Raw genomic sequence first — 22,712 nt, forward strand, 5'->3', positions numbered from 1 at the left:
ACAATTGAAACTGCGATAGATACATGTACGAAAAAACATATCCAAATAAACGATTTAAACTCACACTTCAGTTTTTACAGAAACACATTAATACCACAGAATCTATATTAGATTTAGGTGTAAAAAATCCTTTTTCGGAAATTATGATTTCTGAAGGTTACTCTGTAGAAAATACTACTGGTGAAGATTTGGATGAAGATACTTCTGCTATTGAAAATTCTAAAGTTGATGTAGTTACTGCTTTAGAAATCTTTGAACATCTTTTATCACCTTACGAAGTTTTAAAATCTATAAAAGCAGATAAATTAGTTATTAGTGTGCCTTTAAAATTATGGTTTGCTTCTGCTTATAGGAGTAAAACGGATATGCGAGACAGACATTACCATGAATTTGAAGATTGGCAACTCGATTGGCTTTTAGAGAAAACAGGCTGGATTATTAAGGATAGATATAAATGGACCAATCCTGTAAATAAACTCGGCTTAAGACCAATTTTAAGACGTTTTACACCCAGATACTATATTGTTTATGCAGAAAGTGTTTAACTTTGAAAAAACAGCTTTCAATTTTGAATTTTTACATCATTATTCCTGCACACAACGAAGAAGATTATATTGGTAAAACTTTAGAGTCGTTGGTACTTCAAACTTTGCTTCCGAAAGCCGTTGTAATTGTCAACGATAATTCTACAGATAATACGCAAAACATAGCTGAAAATTACGCTTCAAAACATGAATGGATTTCAGTTATAAATTCAACCTCTTCAAACAAACATTTACCTGGTTCTAAAATTATTCAAGCATTTAATAAAGGCTTAGCTTCTCTAAATGAAGACTATGATATTATGTGCAAATTTGATGCTGACCTTATTTTCCCAGTTAATTATCTTGAAAAAATTTCGAATCATTTTGAGTCTAATCCTAAATTAGGTATGGCTTCAGGATTTTGCTATATCGAAAAAGACAACGCATGGATTCTAGAAAACCTAACCAACAAAGACCATATTAGAGGTGCGCTAAAAACGTATAGAAAAGAATGCTTTAAGCAAATAGGACAATTAAAACCGTCTATGGGTTGGGACACCGTTGATGAATTACTTGCGAAATATAACGGATGGGAAATTTTAACCGATGAATCGCTTCATGTAAAACATCTCAAACCAACCGGACAATCATACAACAAAGCCTCCAAATACCTGCAAGGTGAAGCGATGTACAAAATGCGCTATGGTTTTTGGATAACGCTAATTTCAGCTTTAAAATTAGCTTACAAAAAAAGAAGTATTCAGATGTTTAGAGATTATATGTCTGGGTATTTTAAAGCTAAATCCAATAACGTAGAATTCTTAGTATCTGAAGCTGAAGGGAAATTTATAAGAGATTTACGTTGGAAAGGAATAAAGAACAAGTTCTAAAACAAACAACCATGATTGGACGTTCATATTTTTAATCAAAAAACGATTTTTTTTTTGAAACAGTTGTCATTCCTACAGAGCAAAACAACGACGAATCTCATCCTCTTAAAACAAATACTCTAAGAATGTCATTCCGAATGAGGAACGAAGAGGAATCTCATCATCCTAAATTTGTAATGTGATTTCTCTCTTCGTTCGAAATGACAAAAAAGCTATTAAAAACTCCAGCTTTTATAGCTACTGGAAGCTTCAATTTTATCCTCAAGTCTATCTTCTAATTCTGGAAAGAAATCAATACCAGTTAATGCTTCAACCTCATCTACTGATACCACAAATTTATACAACGGTAAGTTTGAATCCTCATGATCCATTAAAAATGCTAAAACCTTAATTCTACCATTAGTATTATCTAAAATAACTTTGTAAAATTGATTAGGAACAGAAACATCTTCAGTTCCAATAGTTTTCATATTACCAGATAAAACGCCACCTGTCACAACAAAAATACCGTCATTCTTTTTTGCCCAATACCTCACTTTCTGCTCCAACCTATTCCAAACACCCGCATTAAACTTATGCTCTTGTGGACTAATATTACTTGTTAGAAAAGTTTCATCGTGTGCGGTTTTTGTAAACCTTCGGTCACCAGCAGGACATAAATGTCCTTTATCGTAACCAGATTTCTTATAATTTCTCCAATGTGCAGCTCCTGTTTTTACAGCTTCGTCAATTTCAAAATAAGGTCTTTTGTGATTTGTAGAACTTATATGCGATGCTTTTAACTCATAAGCAACCCATTCTGCTTGTTCATGCGGCTCGCTATAAGACAAGGAATAATTTTGATGATGAACTATTTGATTGGTTGTACTTGTTGGCAAATAATATTCGTTAGTATCACTTTTAACCGTTTGCCCTTCATTTACAACTTCTGCTTTTTGTTCTTCATTAAGATAGTAGTCGTAACTGTAAATAGCTATAGCTATGATGATAGCTATTATGGTGAATATTGGTTTTCTTTTCAAATCACAAAATTAATCAATTAAAAATCCCAAAGGCTGACCAGTCGCTCCATTAGGAAAACTAATACCTAACAAGGCAGACATTGTTGGTGCAATATCTGGAATGATTGTTTTGTTAAACGTTTCACCATGCTTAATGCCTTTACCAAAGAATAATAATGGCACATGTGTATCATAGTTTAAACCGCTTCCATGTGTAGAACCTGTTCTACCATATGAAATAAATGCTGTGTCATTCACTAAAATAACGTCACCAGAACGTTTTTGGTTAAAACCATTTTGCAGCAACTCCTCTACTCCTGTTGAAAAACTTGTACTACTCATTGCATTTGCTGTATACACTTTAGAAACATTCTTGTAGGTTAATTGTTCCATTGCTATCGCATTCTGAACATCGATAAGATTTAAACCTAATGTTTTTACTTTTGCTCTATCTAAAAATATTTGATGGTTACTTATGTTCTCTACAATGTCTTTAGTGCCATAAGTTTCAATTAAAAAAGTATTAAATTTTTCCTTTCTATCTTTATTATCTACATAACCAGCTGGCACATTAACAGATTGCAAATAAGCAGGAACATCTACTGCTCCATGATCGGCTGTTAAAAACACAGTATATTCTCCTTTACCTACGGTAGCATCCAAATAATTAAAAAGGCGTTCTAAATCCTTATCTAAACGAATGTACGTATCTTCTATTTCCTTAGAATTAACGCCAAAATTATGACCCACATAATCCGTAGCAGAAAAACTAACTGCCAAAACATCGGTTATGTTATCAGCACCTAAATTTTCACCTTTAATGGCAGCCATTGCAAAATCTGTAGTTAAACTATTTCCGTAAGGTGTTGCTTTTAAAATATCAAATCCTCTGTTATCTTTACTTAACACTTTTAAATCATAAGGAAAAGTTGCTTTTTCTTTGCCCTTAAAACCGCCTTCAAAATTATTTTCATCAGAACCACTTTCAGTGTACGTTGAAATATCATATAAAGTATTCCATTCTTTTAAGTAAGATTCAGCACTTGTAGACGAATTAAATTCTGTTACCCATTGTGGCAATGTATTTACATAAAACGTACTTGTAATCCAAGACCCTTCATCTTTTCCGTGAAACCAATAAGCAGCATTTGCGGTATGACCTGCTGGTAAAATTGCACCTCTATCTTTTAATGAAACGCCTATTGTTTTTCCGCGCATTTGCGTAAATAATCTATTCTCATCTCCAAACGTAGTCGTTTGCATTCTGTTTGGTGACATTAACCCAGCTTTGTCCTCTGTACCTACAGGTTTTACATTATCGTCTTGTGCACAATACACCATTTCTTTATTTTCCTTATCATAAAAATTGTTTCCAATAATTCCATGATATTTTGGCGTTGTCCCAGTATAAACAGAAGCATGACCAGGACCTGTATACGTTGGTACATAATTAAAGTGATTGTTTTTACAATTAAAACCTTCACCAATCATTCTTTTAAAACCGCCCTCACCAAACTTAGCATCAAAACGTGTTAAATAATCATAGCGCATTTGATCGACAACAATACCAACTAAAAGTTTTGGCCTTTCACCAGTTTTTGATATTGAAGTTGAAACAACAGTTGTTTCAGCTTTTACATCAACAACATTATTTTGAGAACCACATGAGGAAAACAAGAATAAAACAGCAATTAAAGAGAAGATATTTTTCATTTGTATTTGACTTTAAAATGTATATCAAAAATACAATTTTTATGTTATCTTAATTTTTAATTTACGTTAATTTCATGTAATAATAGTTCTAATTATTATTAGTCACATAGAGTTCCCAATTAATCATTTTTATGTGTGAAAAAATTCTGAATATGCTCATTTCCTAATCATTTTTTATACTTTAGCATTAATGAAAAATCCCATTACTTACCTTGAAAATATAGGTACTTATTTTATAATGATTAAGGATATTTTTCGCAGACCCACAAAATGGTCAGTGATGAAACCATTAATCTTAAAAGATATTGATGACCTTATTATTGGATCTATAGGCATTGTCGCTTTTATTTCATTTTTTGTTGGAGGTGTTGTTGCGATACAAACCTCTCTAAATATGACGAGTCCAATAATGCCAAAATACTTGGTTGGTTTTGCCACAAGACAATCTATAATTTTAGAATTTGCACCAACCTTTATATCAATTATTATGGCAGGTAAAGTAGGTTCTTTTATAACATCTAGTATCGGAACTATGCGAGTTACTGAGCAAATAGATGCATTGGAGGTTATGGGAATAAACGCTATTAACTATTTAGTGTTTCCTAAATTTATAGCCTTAACCCTATACCCATTTGTAATTTCTATCGCAATGTTTTTAGGCATCTTAGGTGGACTTATGGCTTGCGTTTATGGTGGTTATGGCACCATGGAAGACTATATAGAAGGTGTTCAGTTAGATTTTATTCCTTTTCATTTTATATACGCATTTATAAAAACATTTGTCTTTGCATTTTTATTAGCGACAATCCCTTCGTACTACGGATACTTTATGAAAGGTGGCGCATTAGAAGTTGGTAAAGCAAGTACAACATCATTCGTTTGGACCAGTGTAATGATTATTTTGGTCAACTTTTTACTCACCAGTTTATTACTAGGCTAATTATGATAGAAGTTAAAGATTTACATAAGTCGTTTGGAGATGCACATATTTTAAAAGGGATTACCACTTCTTTTGAAAAAGGAAAAACCAATCTAATAATTGGACAAAGTGGTTCTGGTAAAACTGTATTCTTAAAATGCTTACTCGGTTTATTTGAATACGAAAAAGGTTCAATTTCTTACGAAGGTAAAAACTGGAGTGAATTATCTAGAAACGAAAAAACCAACTTACGCTCAGAAATGGGAATGGTTTTTCAAGGTAGCGCGCTTTTTGATTCAATGACTATTGCAGAAAATGTGATGTTTCCTTTACGCATGTTTACAAAACAAAGTAAAAGCGAAATGGAAGATAGAGTTAATGAAGTTTTACAACGTGTTAACTTAGAAAATGCACATAATAAAATGCCGAGTGAAGCTTCTGGTGGTATGCAGAAACGTGTTGCCATTGCCAGAGCAATTGTTAACAGACCAAAATTTTTATTTTGTGACGAACCCAACTCTGGTTTAGACCCTAGGACAGCAATTGTAATAGATAATTTAATCCAGGAAATTACAGACGAATTTAATATCACCACAGTCGTTAATACACATGATATGAACTCTGTTATGGAAATAGGTGAGAAAATTGTATTCCTTAAGGACGGTTTATTAGAATGGGAAGGCTCTAGTGAAACCATTTTTAGAACAGAAAACGAAGCTGTTACCAACTTCGTTTATTCTTCTAATTTATTCAGAAAAGTAAGAAAAATGTATCTCGAGGAAAATCTTTAGTTTATTTCCTCTTTATAAATACAGTATCTACTTTTAGTTCATTCTTAAGCCATTTTTGTAATTCGCGCTCTTTAAATAAAACAACACTATCATTTAATTCAACCTTCCATCTTACGTTGGCTACTGAAACAGTATCAATATTTATAAAATCTTTTGATTCTAACATCTTTGCATAACCAAAATACTCAAGATCACTGAATTTAATTTTAGCATCACGTGATAATGAACTAAATGACACTGAACTCTTACTTGTGTTTTTAGATTCTACCACCTTGTTAAGGTTAGAAATGTTGGTTTCTAGTTCTTTTATTTGTTTTTGAAGTCCATCAATGACATTATCCTTTCTATCTAAATCAGCATAAGCTCTATCTAAAGATTCCATTAAGCGATCTGCACTTCTTGTTTTATTAGCATTAATAACCAATTCAAACTCTTTAAGATTAACATACTTGTTCTTGTCATTTTGTAATGCTGAAACCATCTCATCGCTTACATCACCATTAAAATATAGGCTTAACTTCTTTGTACTTATATCTAAATCTTCACGCTGAGACCATAAATTTGGATTTGATTTTATCTCATTATCAACAAAACTCTTAAAATCTATTTGGTATTTACTCTCTTGTAATACATTTAAAAACGTCCAGATTGCCGGAATCATAACAACAATAGCAACTAGCATTGCAATTCTAGAAATACGCTTACGTTTTGCTGAATTCGCGTATTTAAGCATTGGAAAGCGCAATATTTTTAACACCAAGAATGTCGCTAAAGCTATAAATATGGTATTTATTGTAAACAAATACATGGCACCACCAAAGTAAGTCCAATTCCCTTTAGCTAATCCATAACCTGCAGTACATAAAGGTGGCATTAATGCTGTGGCAATAGCTACACCAAATATAACCGACGCAATCGTTCCTTTTTTAGTACGTGCTATAATCAATGCCAGACCACCAAAAAAGGCAATAAGTACATCTCTAATATCAGGCTTAACACGACCCATTAACTCAGAAGTGTCTTCACTCAATGGAAACAACCAAAAGAATAGAAACGCTGTTAACAAACTCAGCACAATCATTGTCGCTAAGTTGACTAATGATTTCCTTAAGGTATCAATATCGTTTATCGCGATTGAGAGTCCAATACCTAAAATCGGCCCCATTAATGGAGAAATTAACATGGCACCAATTACAACTGCTGTTGAATTGGCATTTAAACCCACAGAAGCCACAAAAATTGAACAAATTAAAATCCAAGCTGTAGCACCTTTAAAGGGAATATCAGCTTTAATTGCATCGATTGTTGCGTCTCTATCTGTGTCATCTCTAAAATCGAGCAGCTCTTGCAAGAATGTTTTTACACTAGCAAACAAGCCTTTTGCATCTTGTCTTACTGCATCTTTTTTTTCTTCAACAGCCTTCTCCTTATCAACTTGCTGTTGTTGCTCTTCCTCTTCAGAAAAGTTGAATTTATGTTCGTCACTCATAGTTTTTAACCATATTCTTCTCCAAAATTAGCTTTCACATTTTGAAGTACTTTTTTAATATCTTGTTCTTTTGCTTTAGGAAAGATAAGTAAAACTTCGTCTTTATCTACAATGATATAATCTTTTAATCCATCTACTACGACAACTTTATTGCTTTTAGTTCTAATCATATTACCACTAGAATCCTCTGTTAAAGCTTTAGCATTAACAATAGCGTTATTGTTATCGTCCTTATCTAACTTGTCGTAAAGACTTCCCCAAGTTCCTAGATCATTCCAGTCAAAAGTAGCAGGAATCACATAGACATTCTCGCTCTTTTCCATTAGCGCGTAATCTACAGATATGTTTTCTGCCTTTTCATAATTTTCTTTTATAAAATCATCCTCAAACTCTGTGTTGTAAACGCCGTATCCTTTTTCAAATAATTCATACAACTTTGGCTGATTATTCTTAAAGGCAGCAACTACTGTTTTTGCACTCCACATAAATATACCTGCATTCCATAAAAAATTCCCTTGATCAATAAAAGATTTTGCCGTTTCGTAGTCTGGCTTCTCTCTAAATTGATTGACGGATTTTATCTCCGTTGTAGCTGATTTATCATATTCTATATAACCATATCCTGTATTTGGAAATGTTGGTGTTATACCTAAAGTCATTAATGCAGAATTAGATTCGCAATAATCAAATGCTGTTTTAACATTATCAGAAAAAGCTTGTTCATCTTCAATCCAATGATCACTTGGTGCTACAATCATTACAGCATCTTCGTTTTCTTTCTGAATTTTTAATGACGCATACAAAATGCAAGGTGCAGTATTACGCATTGCTGGTTCTAAAACCACCTGACGCTTTGTAATATTTGGTAATTGTTCAAAAACTAAATCATTATAACGCTCATTAGTTAGTATGAAGATATTTTCTTCAGGAATCAATTTTGATAAACGGTTAAATGTTTTCTGAATCAGTGTATCGCCTGTTCCCAACATATCATGAAACTGTTTAGGAAAATCTTGCGTGCTTACTGGCCAAAATCTCGATCCTACTCCACCTGCCATTAATATGGCGTAATAATTTTTGTTTTTGCTATTCATCAATTTATGTTTTAATCTAAAACTTCTACTTCTGCATTTGGGTTAAACAAATATAATTTTCCTGAGCTAACTTCAACACATTCGTAACGTTTTCTTCGTTTATTACCTCTTTTAAATACTCTACCATTGTAAAGTTTAAAAGCCTGATTCAAAGGTAATTCAAATACATACGTCTTATCGTTACTTTCGTCGAATTGCTTTAAGGCATAGGCGAGGTGTGTATCTGTATCGCTAGACGCTTTTGGGTTTTTAAAATGACGAGCCAATAATGGCAATAACTCATTCGGGAAAATTTCGGGTCTTATAAATGGTAACATTAAATGCTGAAACGTATGCTTCCACTCTTTTCCATGCGGCTTAATGCTTCTTCCATATTTATTATAAGCTTCAAAATGGGCAATCTCATGAATTAGCGTAATTAAAAACCGATAGCTATTTAAATTAGAGTTTATAGTAATCTGGTGTTTACCGTTGGGTAACGCTCTATAATCACCATTACGTGTTTTACGTTCACGCTTAACTTTTACCGTTAAATGATCATTAGCTAAAAGCTCTAAAACCGATCGCTTTGCTGAAACTGGAATAAATTCTAAATACTGTGCCTGCATTACCGCAAAAATAGTTGTTATATTTCTATTTTTTGAGTCTTAAAATTCAATTTGAAATTTAAGGTGTAGAATTAGAAACCTGTAACACTTTACCATTATAATATTTATTTCCGGTTAAGGCAAAATTTTGAATATACTCTGCCATTTCTTTAGCCGTCGTTGGTGCTTTATAACCAGGAAATGCTTCTTCTAACATTTCTGTTTGTACAGCTCCTAATGCTAAAACATTAAATTGTGGCCCTGTTTCTTTGTATTCTTCTGCTAACAATTCAACTAAGGTAATAACTGCACCTTTACTAGAACTGTATGCTGATAATCCTGGAAACTTCATACTACCTTGAATGCCTCCCATAGAACTAATAGTCACAACATGACCATCGCTTTTAAGAAATGGCAAAACAGTTCTGGTTAATTCTGAAACACCAAAAACATTAGTTTGGTACACTTTAGTAAAATCTTGAAACGTAGTCTCAGCAAATGGTTTGTTGATTATAGCACCTGCATTGTTTATTAAAATATCAACATGCTTCCATTCTTCTTTTATAAAATCAGTTACTTTTTGGTAATCGTCTTCATTACATAAATCAAAAGCAAAAGATGATATATTATCAAAATGAAGATTACTTACTGGTTTTGCATTTCGAGATAATGCTAAAACATTATGTCCTTGATTGGCAAAAAGATGAACAAGTTCAAATCCTATACCTCTACTTGTTCCTGTTATAATTATATTTTTACTCATCTTTTAATATAACTTCTTTAGTTGGTGCATTCATCATTCCTTCTAACGCAGGAATCATTTTTTCTATAAAACTTACCATATGTTCGTAATCCATTTTATCTGCTTCATCATCCACGTGATGATAGTAATCGAAATTAGTAAAATCGAAAGTTGAAATGGCATGCGCAGGAATATTAAGTTCTTTAAAGAAAGGGTAATTATCAGACCTCATAAACAAGCCAAAATCCTTTGCTTTAGTGAAAAAACCTATAACCTCTTCTCCTGCATAACTATTCAATGTTTCAGCAAAATTAGAACGTTCAAAACCACTCATATAAGCCATTGATTGATCTTCTGCTCTTGCAACACCAATCATTTCAAAATTAATCATTGTATAAGCATTAATACCTTTCGCTTTTAAACGTGCAGCTAAATGTGCAGAACCTATTAAACCGACTTCTTCAGCATCATATAGTGTAATTAAAATACTGCGCTTATTCGTTTTAGTTTGGGCAAAATATTTACCAAACTCCATAGCTGCTATTGTGCCAGACGCATCATCATTTGCACCATTTGCAATTGAATCGCCTTCTACAACTTTACCTAGTCCAATATGATCGTAATGACCACCAAGAATTATAAATTCGTTCTTAAGTATTGGATCATTGCCTTCAACCATACCTACAATATTATATCCATCTAAATCATTTACTTTAAATGAATCGCGATACGTTTCAAAATAAGGTTTAATCTTATTAGTCTTTAAATAATTTTCTATGAAAACGGCTGCTTTTTCAATGCCTTCGCTTCCGGTTGCTCGTCCTTGTAATTCATCTGAAGCTAAATAGTCCATACTAGCTTTAATAGCTTCTTTAGTAATTTTAGGTTTAACAACAACAGACTCAGAATTTATTGAATTTTTATGACAAGAACATGAGCAAACTAATGCAATTAAAAATAAAGAAAGTAATTGTTTCATTGAAGATGATAATTTTGAGTTTAAAGATAAAAAAATCCTGATTCGAAATTTATCAAATCAGGATTATATTATTTAGATTCTGAAACACGTTCAGAATGATAATTTATGATACTAACATAGTAATAGGGTTTTCAATATATCCTTTTAATGTTTGAAGGAATTGTGCTCCTGTTGCACCATCTACTGTTCTATGATCACAAGCTAAACATAATTGCATAGTGTTACCTACAACAATCTGTCCTTCTTTAACCACTGGTTTTTCTACAATGTTACCAACAGATAGAATAGCTGAATTAGGTTGATTGATAATTGAAGTAAAACTATCAATACCAAACATTCCTAAGTTAGAAATTGTAAAAGTACTACCTTCCATTTCGTCTAGTCCTAACTTTTTATTTCTAGCTTTACCTGCTAATTCTTTAACAGCAGCTCCAATTTGAGTTAAACTTTGCTCATTGGCAAACTTAACAACTGGCACTAATAAACCATCTGGTACAGCAACTGCAACACCAATATGGACATGGTTGTTTAATTGCATTCTATCATCAAACCACTGAGAGTTAACTTGCGGATGTTGTTTTAATGCCAAAGCACAAGCTTTAACAACAATATCGTTATAAGATATTTTTGTGTCTGGCACAGAATTATATTGCTTTCTAAAAGCGATAGCGTTCTCCATATCAAACTCCACATTTAAATAATAATGTGGTGCCGTAAATTTAGATTTAGCTAAGTTCTTAGCAATTGCTTTACGCATGTTAGAATTTGGCACTTCATCAAAATCTTCTTGTCCTGTTGGAACAAATTTACCAACTGAAGCAGACTGTGCTGAAGGCGTAAAGTTTTCAATATCGCGCTTTACGATTCTACCATTCTCTCCAGAACCAGCAACTTGAGATAAGTTAATTCCTTTTTCATCAGCCATCTTCTTAGCTAATGGAGATGCGAATACACGACCCGAAGTTGTTGTAGGAGTAGAAGCTTTTGGTGCTTCTTTCTTAGTTTCTACTTTTTTAGGTTCAGCTTTTGGAGCCTCTTTTTTGGCTTCTACTTTTGGCGCTTCTGCTTTAGCTTCACCTCCAGATACTTTAAAGCCTTTAGCAACACTAGAAACATCTGTTCCTTTTGGGCCAATTATGGCTAATAATGAATCTACTTTTGCAGAGTCACCTTCATTTAAACCTACGTATAATAAAGTACCTGATTGGAATGATTCAAATTCCATAGTAGCTTTATCCGTTTCAATTTCTGCTAAAATATCACCTTCTTCAACCTCATCACCAACTTGTTTTAACCAAGTCGCAACAGTTCCTTCCTCCATAGTATCACTTAAACGCGGCATAGTAACAACTATAACACCTTCTGGTAATTCTTGTTTAGAATCGAAATCTACATCAGAAATATCATTAGATTCATCTTTAGCTTCAGGAATAGCGTCTGACTTTTCAACCTCAGCATTTCCATTTAAATAACCAGAAATATCTTCGCCTTCTTCACCAATAATAGCTAAAAGTGTATCTACTTTTGCAGATTCACCTTCTTGAATACCAATATGTAATAAAGTTCCTTCGTTAAAAGATTCAAACTCCATTGTCGCTTTATCAGTTTCAATTTCTGCTAAAATATCACCTTCTTCTACTTTGTCGCCAACCTTTTTTAACCAAGAAGCAACAGTTCCTTCTTCCATTGTGTCGCTCAAACGCGGCATATTTATTACTTCTGCCATAGCTTACTTAATTTTGTGGTCTATAAATGGGTAATCTTCTTGTTCGTAAACAACATCATACATAACGTTTTTGTCTGGATATGGAGATTCATCAGCGAATTTCTCACATTCAGCAACACGTTTCTTAACATCCTTATCAATTGCTTTTAGGTCGTCTTCAGTTGCATATTTCTTTTCAAGAATAATATCTTTAACTTGAGTAATTGGGTCAATTTTCTTGTACTCCTCTACTTCGTCTTTTGTTCTATAATGTTGTGCATCAGACATTGAGTGACCTCTATAACGATACGTTTTAACCTCTAAGAAAGTTGGCCCTCCACCTGTTCTTGCTCTTGTAATTGCTTCATCAAAAGCTTCAGCAACTTTAATAGGATTCATCCCATCTACTGGTCCACAAGGCATTTCGTAACCTAAACCTAATTTCCAAACATCAGTATGGTTTGCCGTACGTGCAACTGAAGTTCCCATAGCATAACCGTTGTTTTCACAAACAAATACTACAGGCAAATTCCAAAGCATAGCTAAATTGAAAGTTTCGTGCAAAGAACCTTGTCTTGCAGCACCATCACCAAAACAACAGATAGTAACACCATCTACATCATGATATTTATCTCCAAAAGCAATACCAGCTCCTAATGGAATTTGACCACCAACAATTCCGTGACCACCATAAAAACGGTGTTCTTTAGAAAATATATGCATTGATCCACCAAGACCTTGAGAAGTTCCTGTAGCTTTACCAAACAATTCTGCCATAACGCGTTTAGGATCTACTCCCATACCAATTGGCTGAACGTGATTACGGTAAGCCGTAATCATTTTATCCTTAGTTAAATCCATAGCATGTAAAGCACCTGCTAAAACGGCTTCTTGTCCATTGTATAAATGAAGGAATCCTCTAACTTTTTGTTGAATATAAACTGCGGCAAGTTTGTCTTCAAACTTTCGCCAGAACATCATGTCCTCGTACCACTTTAGGTAAACCTCTTTAGTTATTTTTTGCATTTCTTGATATGTTCTTTAAATAGAATAACAAAAATAACACTTTAGAAAATAATGAAGAAACAGTATATCGTAAAAAATAAAGAAATTACTGAAATTTATGCAACGAAAAGTCTATAAAACTGAACTTTCAAAAAGAAGTGGTAATAAGTTTGCTAGTGAGTGTGATTTTACAACCTTACCTTTTGCTCCCATGAAGTAAATTTCAATAGCTGCGTCTTGTTTTATCTCGTACTCTGCGATAGATTGTCTACACGCACCACATGGCGGAATTGGTTTATCTGTAATTTGATTTTGTGACGATGCTGTTATTGCCATTTTTAAAATCTTGGCTTTTGGGTATTTAGCACCTGCATAATATATAGCTGTACGTTCTGCACATAAGCCAGAAGGATAACAAGCATTTTCTTGGTTACTACCAATTACAACCTCATTATTATCTAGTAAAATAGCAGCACCAACATTAAACTTTGAATAAGGCGCATAAGCATTATCTCTTGCCTCTATTGCTGCATCCATTAAAGTTTGAATCCCTTCAGGAAGTTCACTGAAATCTTCATAAATCCCTAATGTAGTTTCTATTTTTACTTCCTTCATAAGTTTACCATTTATATCTAGACAAAAAAACTATTGCTTTGTTAAACAATAGTTCTTTATCTACTAAATTAGTTATAAATTTTAATATTCATTGTATTCACCATCTCCAAAGTTAAATGTTAATGAGAAACGTAATGTATTTTCTAAAGGGCTCTGAATTTTAGATGCTGAAAACAAATAAGATAAATCAACATTTATTGTCGTGTATTTAAAACCTGCACCCAAAGCAAAAAACTTACGTGCACCTTTATCATCTGCTTCATTAAAATAACCTCCTCTTAATGAAAAATTATCTTGGTATGTATATTCTGCTCCTAATGCCCAAGTAAATTCTCTAAGCTCTTCACTAAATCCTCCTGGTGCATCACCAAAAGACTGAAAAACACCAGTTAAAAAACTAACATCATTACTTTGCCCAGATATAATAACATTTTCTTCTGAAGCAGCTAATTGTTCTGCTGATTGGGTATCACCATCGTTCGTATCAAATACGCCATCACCATTAGCATCCGTAAACACTATTTTATCTCCATAAATTGGAGGTGTTGGCACTAAATATTTAGTCACCTCTGCAGTTACCGCTAATTTATTGTATTGGTCAAAAATAAAATCAAAACCTGCTCCTAATCTTAAGTTTGTTGGCTGAAACACTTCTTGTCCTCCATCATCATACTTAAATCTTGGCCCTAAATTTTGTATTGCAAAACCAGCTCTCCAACGACCATTAAAATCATTATAAGCTTCTTCTTCACTTTGGTAATAACCTGTTATATCTGCACCAAAAGTATTTGCTGGATCTGCATTAGAATTCGCTGCACCATTAATTCTAAGGTTAGACCTCATAAAACGCATTGCTACTGCCATTGCAAATTGGTCACTTAATCTTAAAGTATATGCACCATCTACAGCAAACTCATTAGGCTTAACCGTACGACCTGGATCATCGGCACTATCTGTTAAAAGAATTTCACCTAGTGAAAAATATTTAAGACCTACAGAAAAAGCACTTACGTCGTTTAATCTATTATAATACGTTAAATAACTTATTGAAATATCATTTACTAATTTACTTAAATATGGCGTGTAACTTAAACTCACACCTTGCTTTGCTTCAGAAAAAACATATTTAGCAGGATTATATTGTTGTGAATAGCCATCCATTGAAGTTGCAACTCCCATATCACCTAACGATGCTGATCTTGCATCTGGAGCAATAAGCATAAATGGTAAGCCTGTAGTAATAACTCTTGTATCTGAAGTACTCGGTATAATTTGAGTAGTGTCGTCTTGCGCAAAGATTAGGCTTACTGTGGCTAGAGCAACAAAGGTTAAGATGTGTTTTTTCATGTTCATTTTTTCAAGCATTAATACGCAACAAATTGTATTAATTCGTTCGCAAATATAAATTATTATTATAGTATAACAAGTTTTTGAATTTTTTCAACTTGTTTATTTAAACGGTCAGATTTTACTTTTAGTTTATAGACATACACTCCTTTTCCTATTTTATCACCAAAATCATCTCTTCCATCCCAAACTATACTTCGAGATAATGACGATGAACCTTTATTACAGCAGTCATCTGCGCTAGTTTGTCCGTTTAAAGTTCTTACTAATTTACCTGAAACAGTAAAAATTTGAACTGATACATCTAAAGGGTCTGGACTGTTATGATTAAACCAAAACTCGGTATAACTTACAAACGGATTTGGATAATTTAAAACGTTATTAATGACTAACTCTTCATCTTTATCAAAAACTGTAAACTGTAACTCTGCAGTTGAAGAATTATTATAGACATCCCAAGCTTTTAATGTTAGGGTATGTAAACCTGGCTCTAAATCTCTAAACGGATATGTCAATGTTCCATTAGTATAATCATCAACATTGGCCTGATAGTAATTATTTAAAACAATTGGGTTGGTTTCATCTCCATCTATAATCGCTGTGATATCATGACCAATTCCGCTTGCCGTATTAATACCGTTTTCATCTTGAAGCTTCACTAAAAAGTTTGGTGATTCATTTGTAATACCTCCTGACACAAAGTTTTCATCATTCATATATAAATTAATCACGGGACCAATATTATCTTCTGGTGCGTCTTCATTGATACCACCAATTTTTATATCAAAATTTGCTCCAGCTTGATCCTCAGTTTGATTGGTCGTTTGCGCATAGAAACTCACTTTTCCATTACCAACCGGAATACCAATATCTCTTGGCACAATAAATTCTATGTCAAATAAACCATTAACTACACTTGCCTGACCTTTAAAAACAACTTCTCCTAAAGTGGTAAAGTCCATAACAATTAAGTCATTGCTAGAATCTCTTATGCCATCATTCCCTAAAGTCTGACGTTCTATTGACTTATCATAGACGGTTGTTGTTAATGTACCATTATAATTAGACAATAAATTACCACTTGCATCAATAACTTCTCCAGATAATTTAGAATGACTTAATGCTTTTAAAGTATCAAAAGGTTGTGAAATTTCTACATCATTTACTTTAGTTAATTTAATATCTGGTTGTGGAATTGTTAATTTCATTGCAGGATCACCAATATAAAAAACTAAACGTTTTTGGGATTGACCCACAATACTATTATCTATTTTTGTAAGTCTTAATGCTTCCGCTATAGAAGGATAATCATTAGACCCAAATGCATACAAATAATCATCTAAAACCTCATTAAAGTCCTCCCCTACATTAACAATAATTTGACGTGTTGTAGTTATTAAACTTATAGAACCTCCATCTGTATTCCAAAACATAAATTCTCCGGCAGTTTCTCTGGCAGGATCATCGAACTTTGTATACTCACAAGTTACAGTTATAAATAGGTTGTATTTACAAACATTACTTACTTCTTGCGATTCAAATTTATCAAAAATTCGTTCTTTAGCAATGCCATCTTCACCACCATGTCCAAAATAATTTACCACCAAAGCGCCAACCTCTATAGCATCTTTTATCGCTTCATTAACTTCTGGATAACGATCACCTGCAGATGACGATTCTTGTTCAAAAGCATCAGAATGAATTTTAATCACGTTTAAAAATGGTTTTTCTACCTCTAACGTTGTACCTAACTCATCCGTAGCTATTTGCAACCTTTTCTCCCATTCCTCATCTATATCATCAGAGATAAGAACAATATTATTTCTCCAACTTCCAAAGGCCTCGGGCTGATAATACGCTTTTATCTTATCTACCATTTCTGTAGCGCGTTGCACATCTTCTGCCACAATTCTACCAACCGCAATATCCATTCTGTCGCTAAGCGCAAGAGTCCCTTCATTTTCATCCATCATCGCATAAAAATCATCAGAAACAAACGAGTTAGTTAAACTGTAACTATTCATAGTATACCAAGAAGGTACAAGATTAGTATTATTACGCACTCTATCTTTATAATCGTAAGAACCATCTCCGAATAAACAGAGATACTTTAATCTATTAGTATCTGAACTCGCATTGTCATATACATATTTTACAAAATTTCTAAGTGCTGCAATATCTTGACTTCCTGTACTAAACTCATTGTATATGGTTTGTAAATCTACCACCTTAACATTAAGATTATACTGGTCTCTATTTATTTGAGCTAAACGTTCTGCTTGCGTTAAGAACTCAGAAGGTGATAAAATGATATAATCGATATCTTGGAATTGACCTAGGTCATTATTAAATATTGTGCCTTTTAAATCTTGATTAGCAACTGATGATCTAGAATCTTGCGAAGGCGTTAAGACGTTTGAATACGAAAATGCTAAGTACGAACGCTCTTCGCCAGAAAAAGTTTTAAAACTTAAACTGCCTGAGTTATCAGAATTTATAGTCGTTGTAACATTAAAACGATCCGAAATATCCCAAATCTCGCTAACACCTGTTGTATTAGTCATATTATATTGTGCGATACCTGGTGTTGTTATTACATCTCTATTTTTAAAAACCATTTGATCCCCTTCGTATATAAGGTTCCGAGTAGCTTCTATATTTATATAATCTAAGTAGCCATTTGCTGAAGGATTCCCACTATTATTATAATCTAATGTAATTGTAATTTCATCAGAAGATGCCGTTGTTGTATTGCTGTATGAAGCACCACTTCCTAGCACAGAACCAGAAACTATGATTCCTAATCCTAAAGTAGTTATTTGGTTCCCGTTTAATGAAATTGTCATTGAAGTAGCAACTTCTGATATTGCCCCAACATAAACACTTAAATTCACAGGTTCTGTTGTTACCAAATTAGGAAAATCAAACTCATAATTTCGTTGATTCTCTATATCAAATTCATCTCCAAACCATCGTCGTCCAATACTCCCTAAATTAGTTTCATCTACTTCGTAAAATTGATAATCTTGAAAAGTATCGATTTCAATATCTGCAGATTGATCAATTACTGGCATAGATTGAATACGCTTTCCGTTGCCAGAACCTACATTAATATAGTAATAGGTTTTATCTGTATACAAGTTTAAATTAGTTTCACTTTCTGCGCTATATGTTGTTGGACCTTCACCATAAAAAAGAATAAAATCACCATTATCTATAATGCCATCATCTTCACCTACAAATTTAATAGCGTTTTCTACCACATCAAACGGATAATTTTCAGCATTTGAAAACGGTAACATTCGTCCTCCATTACCAAAAAGCTTTATACTTCTTGGGTCTACTGAATTTGTATTAATCCCTAAACCGCTTAAAAAGCTCTTTGTTAATTTAAACACACCTGACTCCTCAATATAAAAACGATACCACTCACCTGTACTTAAAACCGAATGAGTAATTTCGTTGGTAGTCATAACACTATTTGTTAAGCGTGCAGATGCGCTACTATATATTAAGGTAAATGATTCAACTTTTTTATAAACACCTCTATCGTTTATTATAGGACTCATTTCAAAATAATGAGAACGCTTTCCTCTAGCATTTGTATTGTATAATTTATATTCAACTGATAATGGAATTAAATCTGTATTTAAATCTTTTAAATCTGAAGCTAAAATTGTTGAGTAAACAACATTTGATAATTGAATAGAACTTTGTTCAATAGAAGTACCATTACTTTCCCATACAGCAAAAAAGGTCAATCCTTTATCTTGGTTATAACTAAAATGATCAGCATCAAAAGCCGGAACTTCAATTTTTACCGCAGCTGTTTCTAATACTTCGGTTCCATTCCAATTAATATTGAATTGTTTTTGTTGCCCAAAAATGACTGTAGAAAACAAAAGTAAAATGATAGAATAGCAATTTTTCATTGATTCGGACTAATTTTAGTATCCATTAAAGTATTGAAATTGTCATCAAATTGACAAAAACACATATTTCACAGTAAAATAACGACTAATAAAGTCTGATATTATGACCACACATATTTTATTTCAAAAATACAACAATAATTCATTTGCGCCCTCGTTATTAAAGGGTAAAATACATCGACAAATGGGTAAAAATCCGTTGTGATGTCCAAAAAAAAGGATGAAATGCACATTTTTTTGCAATTAGACGCAAAAAAAAGTTGCTAGTTTACCTTTAATTACTATATTGCGACTCTAAAATTAAACGAGCTTACTTAAACCTATGGATATGAAAAATGTCTCAAAACTAAAATTACTAATTGCATTAACGCTTTTTGCTACAATAGTTAGCTGTAATCGTTCTTCAAATTCTGGCAACACAGATAGTGCTACAGGATGGAAAATAAACGATAAAAAAGGTGGTTTTCAGTACAACACGCAATTCAAGGAGCAGGAAACTCCTCCTGGAACTTCATTCATTGAAGGTGGAACCTTTACAATGGGTAAAGTACAAGATGACCCAATGCATGATTGGAATAATTCTCCAAATCAACAACACGTTCAGTCATTTTACATGGATGAAACTGAAGTTACAAACATTAACTATACGTTTTACTTAGATTATTTGAAAAATGTATATCCACCAGACGACCCAAACTATGCTTTAATCTATAAAGGAGCACTTCCTGATACATTAGTATGGAGAAATCGTTTAGGATACAACGAAATGATGACTGAAAATTATTTACGTCATCCTGGTTATGCAAACTATCCTGTAGTTGGTGTTAGCTGGATTCAAGCTGTAGAATATGCAAACTGGAGAACAGACCGTGTAGCTGAAATGGCTTTACAAGAATCTGGATATATTAAAAGAGATGCGCATCTTACAGATGTAAACGCAGAAAGTACATTTAGTACTGACACTTATATTAATGCACCTTCGCAAACTTATGGTGGTAACACTGAAGTATTAGAAGGCGGAAAACGTAAGCAACAAGTAGATGCTGAAGGAAACCCTGTTAATGTATACGCAAGTAGAGAAACAGGATTAATTCCTGTAAAATACAGACTTCCTACTGAAGCTGAATGGGAATACGCTGCTTTAGGTATGAGTGAATTACGTAGCTATAATGTTTATAGAGGACGTAAAAAATACCCATGGGATGGTCAATATACTAGGTCAGGAAAACGTGTAAATCGTGGTGATCAAATGGCTAACTTTAAGCAAGGTAAAGGTGATTACGGTGGAATCGCAGGTTGGTCTGATGATGGTGCTGATATTACTGCAGAAGTTAAAACATATTCTCCTAACGATTACGGATTATATGATATGGCAGGTAATGTTGCTGAATGGGTAGCTGATGTTTACAGACCTATTGTAGATGATGAATTTAATGACTTTAACTATTATAGAGGTAACGTTTATACTAAGAATGCAATCAACGAAGATGGTTCAGTAAAAATTGTAACTGTTGATGAAATAGTATATGATACATTACCTAATGGTAAGATTGTTGCTAGAGATTTACCTGGTGAAATCGCAAGAGTACCTATTGACGAAGATGAAACATACTTAAGAGCTAACTTTAGCAAAAGTGATAACAGAAACTTTAGAGATGGAGACAAACGTTCTTCTCGTTATTACAGAGAAAGTTTTGATGAAACTGAAGGACAAAAAAACAATGATACTGGAAAAATGTATAACTCACCTAAACACTCAGTAGAAGTTGACTCTGCAGGAGGTAAATTAGTGAGAGAATACGATAAATCTAGTAGCAGAACATCTTTAATAAATGATGATGTAAGAGTTTACAAAGGTGGTTCTTGGAGAGACAGAGCATACTGGTTAGATCCAGCGCAACGTCGTTACTTCCCACAAGATATGGCTACAGATTACATTGGTTTTAGATGTGCAGTATCTAGAGTAGGTTCTAAGAGCCAACAAGGCGGAAAAAAACGTAACTAATAAACGTTAAATAATATTTATAAAAGTCCTGACAAATTTGTCAGGACTTTTTTATTTTTAAGCCTGTCAAACTAGCCTTTAGAAAAACATGAAAATAGCTGATATATATTCAAAGTTTAAAACTTGTACGTCTGTATGCACAGATACCAGAAAACTAGAGCAAGATTGTATTTACTTCGCTCTTAAAGGCGATAATTTTGATGGAAATAAATTTGTAAGCAAAGCTTTTGATGGTGGTGCAAAATATTGTGTTTTAGATGATAATAATGCATTGATAAATGATCATTGTATTTTAGTAGAAGATGTATTAACTACACTACAAGAATTAGCTACATTTCATAGAGAAACTATTAAAATTCCTATTATAGCTTTAACAGGTAGCAACGGAAAAACAACAACAAAAGAGTTAATTTATGCTGTACTTAGTACCACCTATAAAGTAAAGGCTACTATTGGTAATCTTAACAATCATATCGGAGTTCCCTTAACACTACTAAGATTAACCAAAGATTTAGATTTTGGTATAGTAGAAATGGGCGCAAATCATCAGAAAGAGATTGCGTTTCTTTGTGGTATAGCGAAACCAGATTATGGTTTAATTACCAATTTTGGAAAAGCACATCTAGAAGGTTTTGGTAGTGTTGAAGGTGTAATTATAGGTAAAGCTGAACTTTACGATTTTATAAAACAAAACCACAAAACTGCTTTTATTAATAATGACGACAAAGAGCAAATTAAACAAATAGCAAATTACACCAACATTATCACTTTTGGCTCAAGTAATTCTAATGATTGTGTTGTCACTTTTGATGATGCTAATCCTTTTGTGACTTTAACTTATAGCAAAGAAAAAATTGAAAGTCAACTTATTGGAAGTTACAACTACGGAAACATAGCAGTAGCAATAGCAATTGGTCAGCATTTTAAAATTTCTACAGAGCATATTAAAAAAGGGATTGAAAATTATCAACCGAACAATAATCGTTCGGAAATAATAAAAAAAGGTACAACACAGATTATTCTAGATGCTTATAATGCTAACCCAACAAGTATGTTAGCAGCACTTCAGAATTTCAAACAATTAAAAGCTGAAAATAAATTTCTATTTCTTGGAGATATGTTTGAACTGGGAGCTGAAGCAGAGAAAGAACATCAATCCATTGTTGATTTTATTGAATGTAATTTTACAAACAACATTTTCTTGTTAGGGAAAAACTTTGAAAAAACGATATGCAAATCTTTTATTAATAAATTCTCTAATTTTGAAGATTTAAGGCCACATTTTAAAACTCTGCCGCTAGAAAATACTACAGTTTTAATTAAAGGTTCTCGTGGTATGGCTTTAGAAAGAATTTTAGATTTGTTGTAATTAGG

At 33.0% G+C, this 22,712-nt stretch carries 18 protein-coding genes; 6 read left to right on the forward strand and 12 right to left on the reverse strand.

Annotated elements, in window-relative coordinates; all coding sequences use genetic code 11:
* Positions 1 to 23: 23 nt before the first annotated feature.
* Together Q0807_RS16560 and Q0807_RS16565 are read left to right on the forward strand one after the other, a co-directional pair.
* On the forward strand, positions 24 to 545 hold the full coding sequence (locus tag Q0807_RS16560; protein ID WP_299111863.1) for a methyltransferase: 522 nt from the start codon (positions 24 to 26) through the stop codon (positions 543 to 545).
* 23 nt (positions 546 to 568) lie between these two features.
* Positions 569 to 1,414 (forward strand): glycosyltransferase family A protein, encoded by an 846-nt coding sequence (locus Q0807_RS16565; protein ID WP_299111864.1) that lies wholly within the window; start codon positions 569 to 571, stop codon positions 1,412 to 1,414.
* Between the two features lie 215 nt (positions 1,415 to 1,629).
* Here the strand turns inward: Q0807_RS16565 and Q0807_RS16570 are convergent, their stop codons facing one another.
* Positions 1,630 to 2,436: a DNA/RNA non-specific endonuclease gene (locus Q0807_RS16570; protein ID WP_299111866.1), complete on the reverse strand. Its 807-nt coding sequence runs from the start codon at positions 2,434 to 2,436 to the stop codon at positions 1,630 to 1,632.
* Between the two features lie 9 nt (positions 2,437 to 2,445).
* On the reverse strand, positions 2,446 to 4,128 hold the full coding sequence (pafA, locus tag Q0807_RS16575; protein WP_299111868.1) for an alkaline phosphatase PafA: 1,683 nt from the start codon (positions 4,126 to 4,128) through the stop codon (positions 2,446 to 2,448).
* A gap of 190 nt (positions 4,129 to 4,318) precedes the next feature.
* Here pafA and Q0807_RS16580 point away from each other — a divergent pair, with 190 nt between their 5' ends.
* Together Q0807_RS16580 and Q0807_RS16585 are read left to right on the forward strand one after the other, a co-directional pair.
* Positions 4,319 to 5,068, forward strand: coding sequence for an ABC transporter permease (locus Q0807_RS16580; protein WP_299111870.1), 750 nt, complete (start codon positions 4,319 to 4,321; stop codon positions 5,066 to 5,068).
* 2 nt (positions 5,069 to 5,070) lie between these two features.
* Entirely contained in the window at positions 5,071 to 5,838 is a 768-nt protein-coding gene (locus Q0807_RS16585) for an ABC transporter ATP-binding protein (RefSeq protein WP_299111872.1), read from the forward strand.
* Between the two features lies 1 nt (position 5,839).
* Here the strand turns inward: Q0807_RS16585 and Q0807_RS16590 are convergent, their stop codons facing one another.
* The 10 genes from Q0807_RS16590 to porU all read right to left on the reverse strand — a co-directional run bounded on the left by Q0807_RS16590 (position 5,840) and on the right by porU (position 19,333).
* On the reverse strand, positions 5,840 to 7,327 hold the full coding sequence (locus Q0807_RS16590; protein WP_299111874.1) for a DUF389 domain-containing protein: 1,488 nt from the start codon (positions 7,325 to 7,327) through the stop codon (positions 5,840 to 5,842).
* Between the two features lie 5 nt (positions 7,328 to 7,332).
* Positions 7,333 to 8,421, reverse strand: coding sequence for a mannose-1-phosphate guanylyltransferase (locus tag Q0807_RS16595; RefSeq protein WP_299111876.1), 1,089 nt, complete (start codon positions 8,419 to 8,421; stop codon positions 7,333 to 7,335).
* An 11-nt stretch (positions 8,422 to 8,432) separates the two neighbouring features.
* Entirely contained in the window at positions 8,433 to 9,029 is a 597-nt protein-coding gene (locus tag Q0807_RS16600) for a SprT-like domain-containing protein (protein WP_299111878.1), read from the reverse strand.
* A 58-nt stretch (positions 9,030 to 9,087) separates the two neighbouring features.
* Positions 9,088 to 9,771 (reverse strand): SDR family oxidoreductase, encoded by a 684-nt coding sequence (locus Q0807_RS16605; protein WP_299111880.1) that lies wholly within the window; start codon positions 9,769 to 9,771, stop codon positions 9,088 to 9,090.
* A complete protein-coding gene (locus tag Q0807_RS16610; protein ID WP_299111882.1) occupies positions 9,764 to 10,729 on the reverse strand; it encodes a M28 family peptidase in 966 nt (321 codons plus the stop codon). The genes Q0807_RS16605 and Q0807_RS16610 overlap by 8 nt, the downstream gene beginning before the upstream one ends.
* Before the next feature lie 103 nt (positions 10,730 to 10,832).
* Positions 10,833 to 12,455: a pyruvate dehydrogenase complex dihydrolipoamide acetyltransferase gene (locus Q0807_RS16615; RefSeq protein WP_299111884.1), complete on the reverse strand. Its 1,623-nt coding sequence runs from the start codon at positions 12,453 to 12,455 to the stop codon at positions 10,833 to 10,835.
* A gap of 3 nt (positions 12,456 to 12,458) precedes the next feature.
* Entirely contained in the window at positions 12,459 to 13,460 is a 1,002-nt protein-coding gene (gene pdhA / locus Q0807_RS16620; protein ID WP_299111886.1) for a pyruvate dehydrogenase (acetyl-transferring) E1 component subunit alpha, read from the reverse strand.
* 111 nt (positions 13,461 to 13,571) lie between these two features.
* On the reverse strand, positions 13,572 to 14,069 hold the full coding sequence (gene cdd, locus Q0807_RS16625) for a cytidine deaminase (RefSeq protein WP_367180272.1): 498 nt from the start codon (positions 14,067 to 14,069) through the stop codon (positions 13,572 to 13,574).
* A gap of 66 nt (positions 14,070 to 14,135) precedes the next feature.
* Positions 14,136 to 15,401, reverse strand: a complete 1,266-nt coding sequence (porV, locus tag Q0807_RS16630) for a type IX secretion system outer membrane channel protein PorV (protein ID WP_299111890.1) — start codon at positions 15,399 to 15,401, stop codon at positions 14,136 to 14,138.
* 65 nt (positions 15,402 to 15,466) lie between these two features.
* The gene (gene porU, locus Q0807_RS16635) at positions 15,467 to 19,333 is read right to left on the reverse strand and encodes a type IX secretion system sortase PorU (protein ID WP_299111892.1); all 3,867 of its coding nucleotides are present in this window, start codon (positions 19,331 to 19,333) and stop codon (positions 15,467 to 15,469) included.
* Between the two features lie 322 nt (positions 19,334 to 19,655).
* On the opposite strand from porU, the gene gldJ reads away from it, so the two are divergent.
* Complete coding sequence (gene gldJ / locus Q0807_RS16640) at positions 19,656 to 21,338, forward strand: gliding motility lipoprotein GldJ (RefSeq protein ID WP_299111894.1); 1,683 nt, start codon at positions 19,656 to 19,658, stop codon at positions 21,336 to 21,338.
* Positions 21,339 to 21,426: 88 nt separating this feature from the next.
* Entirely contained in the window at positions 21,427 to 22,707 is a 1,281-nt protein-coding gene (murF, locus tag Q0807_RS16645; RefSeq protein WP_299111896.1) for a UDP-N-acetylmuramoyl-tripeptide--D-alanyl-D-alanine ligase, read from the forward strand.
* The last annotated feature ends 5 nt before the right edge of the window (positions 22,708 to 22,712 follow it).

Origin of the sequence: uncultured Winogradskyella sp., from assembly GCF_947495255.1 — a bacterium.
Taxonomy (GTDB): domain Bacteria; phylum Bacteroidota; class Bacteroidia; order Flavobacteriales; family Flavobacteriaceae; genus Winogradskyella.

Bases quoted from the DNA above. Each gene is read 5' to 3' on its own strand.
- Q0807_RS16560 (WP_299111863.1), top strand. From the start codon at position 24: ATGTACGAAAAAACATATCCAAATAAACGATTTAAACTCACACTTCAG.
- pafA (WP_299111868.1), bottom strand. From the start codon at position 4,128: ATGAAAAATATCTTCTCTTTAATTGCTGTTTTATTCTTGTTTTCCTCA.
- Q0807_RS16580 (WP_299111870.1), top strand. From the start codon at position 4,319: ATGAAAAATCCCATTACTTACCTTGAAAATATAGGTACTTATTTTATA.
- Q0807_RS16585 (WP_299111872.1), top strand. From the start codon at position 5,071: ATGATAGAAGTTAAAGATTTACATAAGTCGTTTGGAGATGCACATATT.
- Q0807_RS16590 (WP_299111874.1), bottom strand. From the start codon at position 7,327: ATGAGTGACGAACATAAATTCAACTTTTCTGAAGAGGAAGAGCAACAA.
- Q0807_RS16595 (WP_299111876.1), bottom strand. From the start codon at position 8,421: ATGAATAGCAAAAACAAAAATTATTACGCCATATTAATGGCAGGTGGA.
- Q0807_RS16600 (WP_299111878.1), bottom strand. From the start codon at position 9,029: ATGCAGGCACAGTATTTAGAATTTATTCCAGTTTCAGCAAAGCGATCG.
- Q0807_RS16605 (WP_299111880.1), bottom strand. From the start codon at position 9,771: ATGAGTAAAAATATAATTATAACAGGAACAAGTAGAGGTATAGGATTT.
- Q0807_RS16610 (WP_299111882.1), bottom strand. From the start codon at position 10,729: ATGAAACAATTACTTTCTTTATTTTTAATTGCATTAGTTTGCTCATGT.
- Q0807_RS16615 (WP_299111884.1), bottom strand. From the start codon at position 12,455: ATGGCAGAAGTAATAAATATGCCGCGTTTGAGCGACACAATGGAAGAA.
- pdhA (WP_299111886.1), bottom strand. From the start codon at position 13,460: ATGCAAAAAATAACTAAAGAGGTTTACCTAAAGTGGTACGAGGACATG.
- porV (WP_299111890.1), bottom strand. From the start codon at position 15,401: ATGAAAAAACACATCTTAACCTTTGTTGCTCTAGCCACAGTAAGCCTA.
- porU (WP_299111892.1), bottom strand. From the start codon at position 19,333: ATGAAAAATTGCTATTCTATCATTTTACTTTTGTTTTCTACAGTCATT.
- gldJ (WP_299111894.1), top strand. From the start codon at position 19,656: ATGGATATGAAAAATGTCTCAAAACTAAAATTACTAATTGCATTAACG.
- murF (WP_299111896.1), top strand. From the start codon at position 21,427: ATGAAAATAGCTGATATATATTCAAAGTTTAAAACTTGTACGTCTGTA.